This window comes from Microcoleus asticus IPMA8 (assembly GCF_013179805.1).
Lineage (GTDB): Bacteria > Cyanobacteriota > Cyanobacteriia > Cyanobacteriales > Microcoleaceae > Microcoleus > Microcoleus asticus.
Map to the genome: position 1 here is coordinate 1 of NZ_SRRZ01000092.1, position 15,487 is coordinate 15,487.

Annotated in this window: 10 protein-coding genes; 5 read left to right on the forward strand and 5 right to left on the reverse strand. The window is 47.1% G+C overall.

The genetic code is table 11. The annotated features are described in order from the left end of the window. Positions 1 to 335 precede the first annotated feature (335 nt). From E5S67_RS21975 to E5S67_RS21990, 4 genes are all read right to left on the reverse strand, one after another. On the reverse strand, positions 336 to 512 hold the full coding sequence (locus E5S67_RS21975; protein WP_246276916.1) for a hypothetical protein: 177 nt from the start codon (positions 510 to 512) through the stop codon (positions 336 to 338). 108 nt (positions 513 to 620) lie between these two features. Next, entirely contained in the window at positions 621 to 1,325 is a 705-nt protein-coding gene (locus tag E5S67_RS21980; RefSeq protein WP_172190501.1) for an MAE_28990/MAE_18760 family HEPN-like nuclease, read from the reverse strand. A gap of 60 nt (positions 1,326 to 1,385) precedes the next feature. Continuing rightward, positions 1,386 to 1,943, reverse strand: a complete 558-nt coding sequence (locus E5S67_RS21985) for a DUF262 domain-containing protein (protein WP_172190502.1) — start codon at positions 1,941 to 1,943, stop codon at positions 1,386 to 1,388. A gap of 127 nt (positions 1,944 to 2,070) precedes the next feature. Then, entirely contained in the window at positions 2,071 to 3,249 is a 1,179-nt protein-coding gene (locus E5S67_RS21990) for a hypothetical protein (protein ID WP_172190503.1), read from the reverse strand. Between the two features lie 114 nt (positions 3,250 to 3,363). On the opposite strand from E5S67_RS21990, the gene E5S67_RS21995 reads away from it, so the two are divergent. From E5S67_RS21995 to E5S67_RS22005, 3 genes are all read left to right on the forward strand, one after another. Beyond that, positions 3,364 to 5,286 (forward strand): ABC-F family ATP-binding cassette domain-containing protein, encoded by a 1,923-nt coding sequence (locus E5S67_RS21995; RefSeq protein WP_172190504.1) that lies wholly within the window; start codon positions 3,364 to 3,366, stop codon positions 5,284 to 5,286. 375 nt (positions 5,287 to 5,661) lie between these two features. Continuing rightward, a complete protein-coding gene (locus E5S67_RS22000) occupies positions 5,662 to 6,888 on the forward strand; it encodes a hypothetical protein (RefSeq protein WP_172190505.1) in 1,227 nt (408 codons plus the stop codon). Positions 6,889 to 7,029: 141 nt separating this feature from the next. Beyond that, positions 7,030 to 7,605 carry a TIGR04376 family protein gene (locus tag E5S67_RS22005; RefSeq protein WP_172190506.1) on the forward strand — a complete coding sequence of 192 codons (576 nt, stop codon included), beginning with the start codon at positions 7,030 to 7,032 and terminating at the stop codon, positions 7,603 to 7,605. 193 nt (positions 7,606 to 7,798) lie between these two features. On the opposite strand, the gene E5S67_RS22010 is transcribed toward E5S67_RS22005, so the two are convergent. Next, a complete protein-coding gene (locus tag E5S67_RS22010) occupies positions 7,799 to 13,381 on the reverse strand; it encodes an SdrD B-like domain-containing protein (RefSeq protein ID WP_172190507.1) in 5,583 nt (1,860 codons plus the stop codon). Between the two features lie 518 nt (positions 13,382 to 13,899). Here E5S67_RS22010 and mtnA point away from each other — a divergent pair. Further along, positions 13,900 to 14,961 carry an S-methyl-5-thioribose-1-phosphate isomerase gene (mtnA, locus tag E5S67_RS22015; RefSeq protein ID WP_172190508.1) on the forward strand — a complete coding sequence of 354 codons (1,062 nt, stop codon included), beginning with the start codon at positions 13,900 to 13,902 and terminating at the stop codon, positions 14,959 to 14,961. Positions 14,962 to 14,998: 37 nt separating this feature from the next. Continuing rightward, complete coding sequence (locus tag E5S67_RS22020) at positions 14,999 to 15,484, forward strand: type IV pilin-like G/H family protein (protein ID WP_339382962.1); 486 nt, start codon at positions 14,999 to 15,001, stop codon at positions 15,482 to 15,484. Positions 15,485 to 15,487 lie beyond the last annotated feature (3 nt).

Below are 15,487 nucleotides of genomic sequence, written 5' to 3' on the forward strand. Positions count from 1 at the left end.
AAATGTCAATCAAATGCTTAAGCTTCGGTGCGCCTACCTTAACGGATCAATATCCGTTTGATGCTCAAAAGCGCAAAACCGGGATGCTCCCGGGCAAGGCGATCGCTGACTGATAGTTGGCTGGCTTTTTCTTTAAGCTCTTGCAAGGACATAAAAAAATACTCCAACAAAGGTTGGTATCTGAATTATAGTACATTGGAAGGCATGGGCGATCGAGATTGACATAAACCTTTTGAGCATCAGGATGGAGAACAACTTCATCAATCGGAGCGAAGAGTTCTCCAGGTTGTGTAATCAGTTTTAAGAGTTGCTTGATTTTGCTTAACTTGCTCTAGCTATCCAGAAATTTCCAAAAGTTCTTGAGTTGCAGCTTCGCTTTGAGCATTGGCTAAGTAAGCCACAAAATCAGCAAGCACTTGTAATCGTTCTGGTGATAGTTGCTTAAGTAAGTCATTAAGCTGGCGGTGTAACTCTGTCACAGATATCAAATCTGCTGAGGAGCGATCGTTCATTTGGGAATTATCCGTGCTTTTTCCCTCATTTTACCGCAGAGTATTTTTGTTTTTCAATCTCCACTGGCTATCGCGATTTAGCGAAGGTTTACGCATCAAAATCGACTGCTAGATTCTGTATTTCTTCTTCTCAATGTAATCATCAATATTATTCAGCAGATGAGTTATATATTTTACCAATTTATCTTTGTCATCAACTAACTTGCTCCAAACTATTTGACTCGAAGCATCACAAAACGAAACATTTCCATGTGCCAAATCACATCGAATCTTAACCACAAAATTCAGAATGTCATCTATTTCTCTACTCGCAACTCCTAAATTTCCAAAGAAGCCATACATATCTATGAGTTCTTTGATAGTTTTAGCATCCAAATTTCCCGATATGGGAATATTAGATGGATCTAACAAAACCATCTCATCATCCAAAACCGATTTAATTAATTCCTGAAGATTGTCAGCTACGTTATCCTTTTTGATATATGAGTCTCTGAAACTTTTACTTTTATCGTTCAGCAACCACAATCTCTTTATTTTCGGACTTAAATCTTTATAAGTTAATTGCTCGACTAAAATAACATCATGAATGGCAGTTATACCATTTCTGATAGAAGATTCGACAAGATTGTATAATAGCAGGTAACAATGAGACTGCAAGATTTTTTGAATCTCGCTATCAACAATATATTCACCTGATGGGAAGATGATTGATTTAGAAGATAATGCACCAATTTGTTCAATTTTATCTACTAATTCAAAATATTTCTGGATTTCTGCCACTCGCCTGTTAAAGTCTCTGATGAACTCTTTCATAGGCTGCGACTTAAAAGTTTATTCTTAGCATAGTCAATTCTTGGTTTCATATTCTCAGGCTTATGAGTTTGGTAGCAGACTATTAGAATTAGGAGTTATATCGAGATTACTGGTGTTGATGCGATAGAAAATATCATTCCTTACTTTTTCATCAGCTTTGTCTGAGAGAATTATCATTCTAAGCGAAGTATATTTAAACTTTCTTTGGCGTGAGGGTGCGAGATCATTAAAATAGGAACCATTTAGAGAATCTAATGTTTGGAGATTACTCAATTGCAACTGATTTGTCATGAAAGCTGCAAGAGTCCTCACCCTCTGAGAGCCATCCACAATTTCTAGTCTTCCAGTTTCATAGATTTCTACGACAATCATGGCAGGAATAGGAACACCAATAATAATGGATTCAATGAATCGAGATTGATGATTAATATCCCATCTCAAGTTTCTGTGAAATTCAGGGATATAAATCTCACCGATCCCTCCACCATCTTGTTCCAGGTATTTATCGACTATGAATTCGATGGTGTATTCTGTAGTATGGTAGTCAATCTTTTGCTTTATTTCGTCAATCTGCTCTTCGGCGATATTGATGATGTCTTGCCTAATTGCTTGAGACATAAGCACCTGCGTCTATATAACAAGGACATACAAAGATACTCCAACAAAGGTTGGTATCTATATTATAGTACATTGGAAGGCATGGGCGATCGCGGTTTTCATTCAGCCTTCTCATTAATTTAGCAGTTTAGCTGGCGCTGGAAGACTCAGAAGGGTTATCTTTTTCTTTCAATTTTTGGTCTATTTCACTAATGAAGCTTTCAACTTGAGAAATAACATTATCAACCATAATGCTATCAATACTACTCTCTACGCCGTCTTTAGTTTTTCCGTTCCTATGTACTAAATCATGCCTTATTGATACAGCTTTTTGAATTTCAGAGAATTTGGGAAACTCAATATTTAGTGTTGCTTCGTACATCTTACTTACTTTAGGTAAGTTGTGGTAAATGACTCCTGACATTGCCTCCTTCGCTATTTCTTCTGCTTTGCTAGCAGAATCAAGAAGTTCATTCATGCCCACTTTTTGCTCTCTAAAGTCTTTGAATGATGTAAAAAAAGATCTTAAATAATTTTCATTTGACAAGACCGTATTTATAAACGCATCAGATAGATAAGTTTCGAGGCACGCTATTACGCCAACATAAAGATGTCTTCTCAGAGTTTTATTTGCTTTGGCGTCTGGCACCCTGAGTTTATTCAATACTCGCAAACTTGCAATCTCATCCAAGAAAGTACGATGAAAATCAGTATTAGAGAGTATTGCTTCTAATTGATCTCTGTCTGTATAGTTCTCTTCTATCTCATCTGCCTGCCAAGACTTTTGCCAGGTTCCTGTTCGGCTGTTTAAACCGAGAAAACCCATGCTTTCTGTATAGAGATGCGGAACAATCTCATTTATTAAAAACTGTTCCCAACATTTCAGACGCTCATGAGTTGATAAACCTAAATCTAAATCTTGTCTAGAAAAAGTCTCAGATTTTTCTGACCATTCCTGGAATAGGTCATAGACTGGTTTCACAGGATAAAAGCAGGGCTGGATATCATTTTGGATCAAGCATTTCATGAACTCTTTTCCATACCGACCACCTGTCCCCGATATGTTAATGTTCATTCCATTTTCATGAATGAACCCTGTAACTTGACCGATCGTCCCTGGTTCACGAAATAAAGCTATTGCAGCATTAATATGGGTACGAGTGATATTATCAGGTCTGGCTTCTTCACCTGAGTATTCAAAACCTGCTTCAGGACAAACAACAATCACAGCAAGTAGTCGTTTCCTAAAACGAGTAATTGAATCTCTCATCATCTCGCCACCGTAGGGATTACCAGATTCACATACCGGAACTAAGTTAATCTGCATACTGTTATCTAATCAATGAACTTGAAGCTACATTATACTGGGATCTAATATCCATGCAACCGGAAGCGATCGAACTTGCGTTAAACTAAGTCAGGTAAATGACTTTCTATACAGATGACTATTTTTACTCTGCGATCGATCAAAAAAGACTTCGGCATCAAGGAACTCTTGACAGATGCCAGCTTCAGCCTCGATGAAGGCGATAAAGTCGGACTCATCGGCACAAACGGTTCCGGCAAATCAACCCTGCTGAAAATGATTGCCGGTATGGAGTCGATCGACTCTGGCGATCGCTGGGTCAATCCAGGGTCTACAATTGTCTATCTCCCGCAACAGCCGGATTTAGACGAAAATCACACTGTCTTAGAGCAAGTATTTGCCGACAGTGGCGAACAAATGGCTTTAGTGCGAGAATACGAGGAAATTTCCGATCAACTTTCCCACGGCAAAGGCGATACAGACAAGTTGATGGCGCGTCTGTCTGCGGTGTCTGAACGCATTGATCAGGTGGATGCGTGGGACTTGGAAACCAAGGCGAAATTGATTTTGACCAAGTTGGGGATTGAGGATTTTGATGCGAAAATTGCCGACTTGTCCGGCGGCTACCGCAAGCGAATTGCCTTAGCAACGGCTTTGTTGTCCGAGCCCGATGTGTTGCTGATGGATGAACCGACAAACCACTTGGATGCGCTGTCTGTGGAGTGGTTGCAGAACTATTTGAACGGCTATCGCGGTGCTTTGCTGCTGATTACCCACGATCGCTATTTTCTCGATCGCGTTACCAATCGCATCCTGGAGATCGATCGCGGCGACCTTTACAATTATGCTGGCAATTACGCTTATTACTTGGAGAAAAAAGCCTTAGCTGAAGAATCGGCCGCCAGCACAGTTCGCAAACACGCGGGTGTATTGCGGCGCGAATTGGAATGGCTCAAACGCGGGCCGAAGGCGCGGAGTACCAAGCAAAAAGCTCGGATCGATCGCATTAAAGATATGCGCGCCCAGGAGTTCAAAACAGCCAACGGCAAAGTCGAAATTGCGACAGCGGGCCGCCGGATTGGTAAGAAGGTGATTGAGTTACTGCATATCAGTAAAGCTTACGGCGATCGCACTTTAATTAAAGATTTTACCTACAATTTCACACCCGAAGACCGGATAGGAATTATTGGCTGCAACGGCGCGGGAAAATCGACGCTGATGGATATCATCACCGGACGCATTCAGCCGGATTCGGGTACAGTCGAAATTGGCACAACCATTCATATCGGTTATTTTGACCAGCATTCAGAGGATTTGACGCCGAACGAAGACCAGCGAGTTATTGAATACTTGAAAAGTGTGGCCGAGTTGGTGCAAACGGCGGACGGGGAAATTATTACTGCTTCTCAAATGTTGGAAAAGTTTCTGTTTCCACCGAACCAACAGTATTCACCAATTAGCAAACTTTCAGGCGGGGAGAAGCGCCGATTATTTCTGTTGAAAGTGCTGATGAGTGCGCCAAACGTGCTGATTTTGGACGAACCGACAAACGACCTGGACGTGCAGACTTTGGCGGTTTTGGAGGATTATCTCGAAGATTTTAACGGCTGCGTGATTGTGGTGTCCCACGATCGCTATTTTCTCGATCGCACGATCGACATGGTTTTCGCCTTAGAACCGGGCGGCAATTTGCGCTTGTATCCCGGCAATTATTCCGTGTATTTAGACTACAATAAAGCCGAAGAAGCCAAGGAAATTAAAGGGCAAAAAGAAAAAGAAAAAGTTACACGCACTGTTGAATCTAACAATTCAAAATCCACAAATTCCACTCAAAAGACTACCAAAGTTTCTTTCAATGAGAAGCGGGAATACGAACAATTAGAAACTCAAATTCCGAAGATGGAAGCTGAAAAAGAAGACATTGAGAAGATTTTGTCTCACAATGCTCCGAGCGGGTTTGCAGAGATGAAGAAGTTATCGGATCGTTTGGCTCAGTTGACGCAGGAGATCGATCGGGCGACTGAGCGCTGGTTGGAGTTAGCCGAACGGGTTGGTTAATTTAGGTTGTCCGAGTGTTGTGTTTAGCTCCTGCTAACAAAAAACCCGCTGTTTTTGCGAGAGCCTCAAGTAAAGCTGTGTGTCAAAAACTGTTAAAACCCGGAGGGTGGGATTGACAAAAGCAGTAGAATATGCAGTAAAAGTCAGGGTAAGCAAATAAGACTGGCAGCAGAAAACAGGGGCGAAAAGGCCCAAAACAGGTAAAACAAAAGTCGATCGGGCCAAGATAAGTTGGCCCAAGACTAAAAATATGGTGATGGGTGAGATACAATTGACCTGTTCTGAGCCAAGAACTGGTCAACATCACAAGTATCCTGTAGAAGTCTGAAGTTGAGAATCTCAGGGTTGTCGAGGAGCGGGAGCAAACAGAAAACTATGCCTCAAAAAGTAATCGCCAAACAGATGTCTTTGGAATCAGCGTCAGATCCGATCGCCGTGACGGCGACGGTGGAAACAGTGCCACCCGAAGCAGTGGCAGTAGAGTCCTACGCCGATCGGTTGATGGACGAACTGTTTGAAGGAGTCGATCGAGCATTCGACGGCAGTGGCGGACTGCCAGCCGAGCCGGTAGCGCCAGAATTCGTGGCGCTCAAGTCGATCTCGGTACCTCAAATAGTTTTGTCGCCGTTGGCGCCCCAGCCACAGCGAGCCGAAAAAGATGTAGAAGCGATCGCCCGCCAAGTCGCCCTAGAAACAGCCAAAAAACAGCAGCCCAAACAATCATTCGACAGAATCCTGCTCGGAGCAGCATTTGGATCGCTGCTGCTAGTCATGGGCTTGTGGCTGGCAAGCCGGTCGGGACTGGTGCGCTTGCCCGCAGCCCCCGCACCAGAGAGGCCGGTAGCAAGTGGCAAAACAGCACCAGACACCCCGTTTGTGGAATACGTGCAGCGCTCGCTAGAAGCGATCGAACAAAAAAAAGCACCCCAGCCCAACCCGCAACTTGCAGGAGTTCCCGGAGTTGCCACCCCAGGGACGCTGCCGAGCATTCAAATTTCCGGCGCGCCGCCGGCAACCGCAGGTCTTTCAACAGCAGTCAACCGCATCGCTGAGGCCCTAGAACAAGCCGGCGCGCAGCCGGGAGCACCTGCACCCCAAATCGTAGTCATCCCTCCCCCCGCTCAGGTGACTGTGGCTCCGGCTGCTCCGGTAGCTGCTGCTCCGGCTGCTCCGGCTGCTCCTCAAACCGCCGCAGTTTCCCCATCGCCGGCGGCTCCAGCCTCCGGTCGCGCGATCGCCGCTGCCGGCACTCGAAGTCCCCTCGCCGCTTCCCCTTCCCCCTCGGAGTCTCCCCAGCCGAAGATTTTGGCTCGCGAAACCGAACCGGCACCAGCGCCAGCAGCCCAGCAATCCGCGCCCGCGCCCGAGCAATCCGCACCGGCCGTCAGCAGCGCGCCGACTTCCGCGCACACGCTGGTAGGGATTTTGGAGTTGGGCGACCGATCGGCCGCTTTGTTTGAAGTGGACGGCGTAGCCCGCAGAATTTATGTCGGCGAAAGCATTGGCGCTAGCGGTTGGACGCTGGCAGAAATCAAAAATCAAGAAGCAGTTATCCGCAAGGGAGGAGATGTGCGATCGGTTTTTGTCGGGCAGAAATTTTAAATGATTTTGAGTTTTGAGTTTTGAGTTTTGAGTTAAAGAAGTTGAGTAATTCACAGCCAAAATTCAAAACGCAAAACTTTTGAATTGCCCGAAATAATTCATGCAAAATGCAAAACTCAAAACTCAAAGTTTTTTAAAAAAATGGGCTTATTTGACGATTTCAGCCGCTTTCTAGAAACCAGATTAGAAGAATTTTTGCGCAGCAATCCCCATCTGGAATTGCAGGCAATAGAAGAACAACTGAAGGAACAAGAAGAAGACACTCTGCGACTGATTCTCGATATCCAGAAACAAGAGAAAAAACTGCAATCAGAAATTCTCTCCGCCGCCCAAGAAATTCAGCGCTGGAACGATCGAATCAACAAAGCTAAAGCGGCTCAAAGGCTCGATTTAGCTCAAGCTGCCCAAGAGCGGCAAGCCGCTTTGCTGCGTCAGGGAAATCAGCGCTGGGGTCAAATGCAAGGCTGCAAAGAACGGATTGAAAAAGCCAAAGAACTGTACCGCCAAATTCAATTGCGTCGCAAAGAAGTCCGAGCAAAAGCAGCAGAAGCTGCAACTCGCACTACCACTAAAACAGAGCAGAATTGGGATACAAAGGGTTGGAATCAGAGTTCAAATTATAACAGTTTTAATGCGGCAGATCCTTTAGAAGAAAAGTTTCAACGCTGGGAAGCAGACGAAGAACTCGATCGCATGAAGCGCAATATAGGCCGATAGTTCCGAAAGCATCCGAATCCTTTAGGGACGAGTTTACCCACAACTCGAATTCCCAGTGCACATATTCGTAAACCCTCCAGACTCCCAGGTGTTGCGATCGCTGAGACTTAATATAAATACCATCCTAAAATTGTAGGGACAATTAATCAATCGTCCCTACAATATTCTTACCTAATTAATTAGCTCGATCGCACTACAAGAGAGCAAAATCAGTGGCAGTAATCGCGCTTGCAGGCACATTGTTGAGAGTTGCCAAAAGTTGACCGGAACCAGTAACTCGGATCAGAGTAGAACTATTTTCCGCAACAATGCTCAGTTGCGAGAAATTCAGACCACCCATTAAGCCGATCGAATCGAGACCGTATTGAAAGTCTACAATAGTCTCGCTGCCGAGGTCAATGCCCAACATAAATCGATCGTTCCCGGTACCTCCAATCAGAGTATCATTCCCTTGATCTCCAAACAAGAAATCGTCCCCAGCACTGCCAAGCAAACTATCCTCATCCTTACCGCCGTAAAGAGTATCGTTCCCCGTTTCCCCGTTAACGGTATCCTGACCTTCATTGCCAAACAGCAAATCGTTGCCCAAACCGCCGCATATTTGGTCTTGTCCGCCAGCAGAACCAATGGGAAGAGGACTACCAATATCCCCGTACACTGTATCTTCCCCCTCGCCACCGCAGATAGTATCGCTGCCTTCATCGCCAAATAGAAGATTGCTGCCCAATTGGCCGAAAACTAAGTCATCGCCCTTGCCGGCACGCACTGTATCATCACCGTCACCGCCTGCGATCGTATCTTGATTTTTCTCCCCGCTGAGGAAGTCATCGCCCGCCAAACCGAAGACCAAATCATTGCCAGTCAAATCCGGGTCGAACGGGTTAATAGTTCCCCCGTAGATAATATCGTTACCCTGGTCGCCAATTAAAGTATCGCTCTCTTGGTCGCCAAAAATAATGTCGTCATCTTTGCCGCCGTAAACAACATCCTCGTTCTTGCCTGCAAAGATTAAATCATCTCCAGCAACCCCATTTAGGTAATCATTACCCTCATTGCCAAACACCAAGTCGCGGTCTATATCTGGGCCAACCGGGAAAGCACTGTTAAGTCCGCCGTAAACATTATCATTGCCCCGCAACCCTGCCAACAAATCATCGCCGTCAAAACCATTTATTTCGTCACCGTTATTAGTGGCGAGAATAGTGTCGTTGCCGTTAGTACCGTTGCGGCTATTAGTGACAGAACTCGGGCCGCGAACACTGCCAATGCTGGGCAAAACAATTTGTTCACAAATGCACTCAGCATCTTGTCCTGCTTGCGGTGGCGGTTGCACTTGGGCGAAGGAATTGCCAAAGTTAATATTGCTAACATTAGTGCCGCTGACAGCAATAATATCAGCAGGATTGGCAGTAGTTTGCGTCCAACCCGGTTGATTAACTTCCCGAACTTGATAAGTTCCCGGTCCTAAATTAGCTAAACTGTAGCTACCCAAACTATCAGTTGAAGTGTTAACTTCTCCAGCATCTAAAGAGTCATTGCTGTTAGCGTCAAGGAAGATTTGCCAGTTCGGCAACAGCGGTTCTTGAGTGTCCAAAACCCCATTGTTATTGAGGTCATTAAACTTGCTGCCAGAGATGCTAATATTTTGGAAATTGCCGAAATTAACGTTCGATTGACTTTCGCCACTACCGAGATTAATCGGCGCGGGATTAGTAGTCGTTTGCGTCCAACCAGTCTGCTGCACTTCCCGCACGTTGTAAGTGCCAGGGTTGAGGTTGTTGAAGCTGTAATTGCCAGAACTGTCAGTGGTAACAGCAGTTTCGCCCGAATCTAAAGAGTTGTTGCCGTTAGCGTCGAGGAAAATTTGCCATCCCGAAAGACCGATTTCCTCCGACTCCTGAGTGCCGTTGCCGTTGCCGTCGTTGAATTTAAGACCGCTGATGCTGCCTTGTTGCACGGGAGTGGGAGTCGGAGTTGGAGGCGGTGTCGGAGTCGGAGTCGGAGGCGGTGTCGGAGTCGGAGGCGGAGTCGGAGTCGGAGTTGGAATAGGTATTGCTTGGTTGCCGAAATTCACTGTAGCAGGAGTAGTTTGACCGGCTGTCAGTGTGACGGCAACCGGGTTAGCCGTAGTTGTTTGGCTTCCAGCCGGTACAACTTCCCGGACGTTGTAAGTGCCTGCGGGCAAGTTGGGGAAAGTGAAACTGCCACTAGGATTAGTACCCGTGGTAACGGAAGTTTCACCTGTATCTAGAATGCCGTCGTTGTTGGTGTCGAGGAAAATCGTAACTCCGGGGACGCCAAGTTCTCCGGCAGCTTGAGTGCCGTTGCCGTCGGTGTCGTTAAATTTAATCCCGGTGATGCTGCCCAGCGGTACGGGTATTGCTTGGTTGCCAAAATTAACTGTAGCAGGAGTAGTTTGACCTGCTGCTAGCGTCACCGAAACCGGGTTGGGAGTTGTTGGCTGACTGTTTGCCGGCAAAACTTCCCGGACGTTGTAAGTAGCTGCGGGCAAGTTGGGGAAAGTGAAGCTGCCATTAGCATCGCTGGTTGTCGAAGTTTCTCCGGCACCGAGAATGCCGTCGTTGTTGGTGTCGAGGAAAATCGTAACTCCGGGGATGCCAAGTTCTCCGGCTGCTTGAGTACCGTTGCCGTCGGTGTCGTTAAATTTAATCCCGGTGATGCTGCCCAGTACGGCGGGTATTGCTTGGTTGCCAAAATTAACTGTAGCAGGAGTAGTTTGACCAGCAGCCAGCGTCACTGCAACCGGGTTAACCGTAGTTGTTTGGCTTCCAGCCGGTACAATTTCCCGGACGCTGTAAGTAGCTGCGGGCAAGTTGGGGAAAGTAAAGCTGCCGTCAGCGGCGGTAGTTGCGGAAGTTTCGCCGGCACCGAGGATGCCGTTACCGTCAGTGTCAAGGAAAACTGTAACTCCGGGGACGCCAAGTTCTCCGGCAGCTTGAGTACCGTTGCCGTCGGTGTCGTTAAATTTAATCCCGGTGATGCTGCCCAGTACGGTGGGTATTGCTTGGTTGCCAAAATTAACTGTAGCAGGAGTAGTTTGACCTCCTGCCAGAGTCACCGAAACCGGGTTGGGAGTTGTTGGCTGGCTGCTGGCCGGTACAACTTCCCGGACGCTGTAAGTACCTGCGGGCAAGTTGGGGAAAGTAAAGTCACCGTTGGCCCCGGTAGTTGCGGAAGTTTCGCCGGCACCGAGGATGCCGTCACCGTTTGTGTCGAGAAAAACAGTAATTCCGGGGACGCCAAGTTCTCCGGCAGTTTGAGTACCGTTGCCGTCAATGTCGTTAAATTTAATCCCGGTGATGGTACTCAGCGGTACGACAACGGGAACAGGCTGTGCGGAAAATTCCGAGGTGTTGCCGGCGGCGTCTGTTGCTGTCGCGGTGATTAATTGGCCTGCGGTGACTGCTGCTGGGAAAGTTTGATTGAAAGCAGCGTTGCCGGCGGCGTCAGTAGTTACCGGGACAGAAGCGATGAAGGTTTGACCTTGGGTGCCGGGGGGGGTGTTAGCAAAAAATTGCAGGGTGAAGTTGGTATTGGAGGTGCTGTTGTAAGTTCCCGCGACGGTGACGCTGCCAGCACTGGCGGTAGCGGTAGTGAGTACGGGAGTGTTTAGGAGGTTGTTTGCACCGGTGTCGGCGTCGCCCGCATCGTTGGCGGTGATGCCGTTGTTGCCGAGGTCGATGCCGATGCCGATGTTGGCGAAGATCGAGTTGTTTTGGATGCTGTTGCCGGTACCGGAGGCAACAGCTACGCCGATATTGCCGTTGTTGGCGATGATATTTCCTTCACCTGCTGCTGTACCGCCGATCGCATTATTAGTTGCCGCAGCGGTAATCTGTACTCCGATCGAGCTATTGCCTAAGGGGCTAGTACCGTTGGCTGCGACGCCGATGAAATTGCCCCGCAAAGTGTTGCCTGTTGCAGAGGCGCCTGTAATCTGCACGCCTAAACCTGCGCTGAGGCTGCTGTTGCCGGAAATGATATTGCCAGCGCCTGCGGCACTACCGCCGATCGTATTGCTGGGTGCATTGTCTACAACTACACCAATACTGTTTGCCAAGGCAGCAGTGCCGGCGGCGTTGGTGCCGATGTAGTTGCCGAGTACAGAGTTGAGAGTGGCATTGGCGTTGAGAATTTGCACGCCGAAACCGTCATTACCGGAAATGATGTTGCGATCGCCTGCTGCAGTCCCGCCGATCGTGTTGCTGGCAGCATCCTGTATGAGCACGCCAGTCAAGGTGTTGCCCAAGTCTGCGGTGCCGTTGACATCTGTGCCGATGAAGTTGCCCAGCACAGTGTTGCCTGTGGCAGCGTTGCTGGTAGCAGGGCTGTTTTGAATGAGTACACCGAAGGCATTATTGCCGGAAATGATGTTGCGCGCACCTGCGGTATTTCCGCCGATCGTGTTGTTGGGCGCATTCTGAATAGCCACGCCAAAACCGACGTTGCCCAAGTCTGCGGTACCGTTGATGTCGGTGCCGATGAAGTTGCCCAGCACAGTGTTGCCTGTGGCTGTGGCACCATCGATAAACACGCCAGCGCTGCCATTGCCAGAAATCAAGTTGCGATCGGCTACTGTGGTTCCGCCAACGATATTGTTAGAGCCGCCCGATATTTGCACGCCCGTCAAGGTATTGGGCAACGCAGCAGTACCAGCAGCGTTGGTGCCGATGATGTTCCCCAGCACTCGGTTGCCTGTGGCACCTGCGGCATTGATTAACACGCCGAAAGCATCGTTGCCGGAAATGATATTCCGATCGCCCGCAGCAGTCCCGCCGATCGTGTTGCCCGGTGCATTGTCAACTACTACGCCACTGCCACCGTTGCCCAAGTCTGCGGTACCGTTGGAATCGGTGCCGATGTAGTTGCCGAGTACAGAGTTGCCTGTGGCGGTATTACCTAAAATGAAGATTCCAGAACCCTGAAAGCGATTGATTGCCAGTCCCCGAATGGTGCTGCCACTGCCGGTAATGAGTATGCCGTTGGTGGTAGCCCCCGCATTGGTTCCATCGAGTTGGATCAGCGGGGTGCCGGCGAATCCTGGCTGAGAGGTGCCGTCGATGCTTACGGCCTCGGTAATTATTGGCAAAGAAGTGAGGAGCGCGATCGTCTGAACGCCTGCTGCGGGAATGTTGAAGTTAATAATATCCGCCCCAGCAAGGGCATTGGCTTGAGTAATTGCATCTCGCAGCGAACCAGCCCCAGCGTCAGCGGTATTAGTCACAGTAAAAGTAGCCAATGTGTGTCCATAGGCTGCCATTACTTCTGGCTCGATCGCCAATCCTGTTCTAATCGCTCCAGTAGCGTATTCAAGTACCCAGTTTCCGCCTTTTTGGGCACTCCCGGTAATATCTGCAGAAGCAGCAATATTAGCTTTTGTTAACTTGCTCAGCTTTTGTACAAACGCTTCTCCTTTTTTACCTGCTGCTACGTTACATCCGTATAGCAGAATTTCAAATCGATTTTGAATTGAGTTGACAGATGACGAAAACCACCGTTTAAAACTGTCGCGATATGTTTCTAAATTGTCGGAATTCAGGCTAGTTTGCCCTAGCTGCAAACTTCCCGATTCCCCGTGAGAAATAATGTGAACGCTTTCTATACCTTTGCGGCTCTGCAATGCTTCGGCAATTTGTTCGATGCCGTCACGCGCCCGATCGACTAAAATTACCTCTGTACCCGTTTTAACTCCTGCGGCCAGACTTTGCCAATCTTCAACTGCTGAATCTACGAAGACTATTTGTAGGTTTTTCATAATTACTGTTCCCCCATGCACCTAATTAGGTTTTCAATTTGTTGTTTCCGTGCGATGATAGCCCCTATTTCAATCCACCACAAATACGGCTACCACAAAACCCGCCTTCAACTCAGTAAAAGTTGCACAGACAAAGCTTTACAATCATCTATTTCTGTGATTTTTTTCAATGTGTTGGAGCTGGAAAGTTGCTCGATCGCACTTTTTCATTCTCAACTTAAAAAAACCAGACCGCTGGTACAACTAGCTTGTTCCCGATTCCAGAAATGATTCAAAAAACATCAACATAATTTACACAACTTAATGTTATGTTTTTTACTAAGTACACTTTTGTGAATAAGAATCCCACTTTACGCAAATTCCAAACCGAAAGAGTGGTAAGTATCCTGCAATTCTTCTATCTCAAATCTCAAACCGCAGGAATGGGATTTTGGCAAATCCAGCGTGTCCCTCATAACATAGAGGAATAGCCGCTAACATGGCATCATAGAAACTTGTCCCTCACATAATTGAAATCGATGACCGCTCAAAACTCCCCCGTTTCCCCCGTCACTTGGAAAGAAGACCGAGTTGTGCTAATTGACCAAAACCGACTCCCCCAAGAATACGGTGTAGTTGAAATTAGCCGCTGCGAAGATATGGCTGAGGCGATTAAAACTATGATAGTCCGAGGTGCTCCGGCGATTGGGGTAGCCGCAGCTTACGGGATGTATTTGGGTGCGAGGGAAATCGAAACGGGCGATCGCACCGAATTTCTCGCTAAACTAGAAGAAGTTGGGGACTTATTGCGATCGACTCGTCCCACTGCGGTTAATTTGTTTTGGGCAATATCGCGAATGCTCAAAACAGCCGAGAAAACTAGCGGTTCCGTCGAACAAGTGCAAAAAACTTTGTTAGAAATGGCCAAAACTATTCAAGCAGAAGACTTGCAAACTTGTAAAGATATCGGCGACAAAGGTTTAGAAGTTCTGCCAGCTACACCCGAAAAATTGAACTTACTAACTCACTGCAATGCAGGTGCATTAGCAACAGCCGGCTACGGTACTGCTTTAGGTGTATTTCGTTCTGCTTGGCGAGAAGGAAGACTCGGAAGAGTTTTTGCAGACGAAACTCGGCCGCGTCTCCAAGGTGCCAAACTGACCACTTGGGAATGCGTGCAAGAAGGAATTCCCGTGACATTAATCGCCGACAATATGGCCGCTCACTGCATGAAACTCGGCATGATTCATGCAGTAGTTGTCGGTGCAGATAGAATCGCTGCTAATGGCGACGCTGCCAATAAAATTGGCACTTACAGTTTAGCAATTGTTGCCAAAGCTCACAACGTCCCGTTTTTTGTCGCTGCGCCTCTATCTACAATTGATTTTGAACTTTCCGACGGCAGCAAAATCCCTATTGAACAACGCGATCCAGTTGAAATGTATCAAGTTGGAACTACGCGAATTTGTCCTGTGGGAGTAGAATTTTACAATCCCGCTTTTGACGTAACTCCGGCGGAATTAATATCGGGAATAATCACAGAACACGGCACCGTTGCTCCTGGGGCATTGAAACAGTTTCAGGCAAAACAATTAGTTTAATTATATGTTTCTCAACTGCTCATTCCACCTGGTATCTGTGAAAATCAGCAGGATTTATAGCAGCAACTGGCAGATCAAAGTTGCGATCGCAGCTCTAACTCTGCCAGTTGTTTTTAGTCCTGTCTCGGAAGCTCAAGTTTCACCAACGCTTAAAGCTAAGGAATCAGAAGCCAAAAAATTTGTGGGTTCGATGAATAAAGCTCAGCAAGTTTACTATGCTGAAAAAGCAGGTTTTACAAGTTCTGTTTCCAATCTATTGGTTTATATGGGTCTCCAAGTTAAACCTAACTCAGCCAATTACAGCTACTCGATTGGCATGGTGAAAAAAGGTGCTGTATTTAACTACGGAGTATCGAAGCAAGCTAATCTCAAAAGTTTTGTGGGGGGAGTCTTTTTGGTGGGAAACAAGACCCAAACAATCTTGTGTGTAAATGCTGCTCCTGGCAAGACTAAACCACCTAATCCAACTAATACCAAAGGGGTTTTAGAATGCGCTGTTGGTACAGCAAAACTTGCTCAATAAATT

Bases quoted from the DNA above. Each gene is read 5' to 3' on its own strand.
- E5S67_RS21980 (WP_172190501.1), bottom strand. From the start codon at position 1,325: ATGAAAGAGTTCATCAGAGACTTTAACAGGCGAGTGGCAGAAATCCAG.
- E5S67_RS22010 (WP_172190507.1), bottom strand. From the start codon at position 13,381: ATGAAAAACCTACAAATAGTCTTCGTAGATTCAGCAGTTGAAGATTGG.
- E5S67_RS22005 (WP_172190506.1), top strand. From the start codon at position 7,030: ATGGGCTTATTTGACGATTTCAGCCGCTTTCTAGAAACCAGATTAGAA.
- E5S67_RS21990 (WP_172190503.1), bottom strand. From the start codon at position 3,249: ATGCAGATTAACTTAGTTCCGGTATGTGAATCTGGTAATCCCTACGGT.
- E5S67_RS21995 (WP_172190504.1), top strand. From the start codon at position 3,364: ATGACTATTTTTACTCTGCGATCGATCAAAAAAGACTTCGGCATCAAG.
- E5S67_RS21975 (WP_246276916.1), bottom strand. From the start codon at position 512: ATGAACGATCGCTCCTCAGCAGATTTGATATCTGTGACAGAGTTACAC.
- mtnA (WP_172190508.1), top strand. From the start codon at position 13,900: ATGACCGCTCAAAACTCCCCCGTTTCCCCCGTCACTTGGAAAGAAGAC.
- E5S67_RS21985 (WP_172190502.1), bottom strand. From the start codon at position 1,943: ATGTCTCAAGCAATTAGGCAAGACATCATCAATATCGCCGAAGAGCAG.
- E5S67_RS22000 (WP_172190505.1), top strand. From the start codon at position 5,662: ATGCCTCAAAAAGTAATCGCCAAACAGATGTCTTTGGAATCAGCGTCA.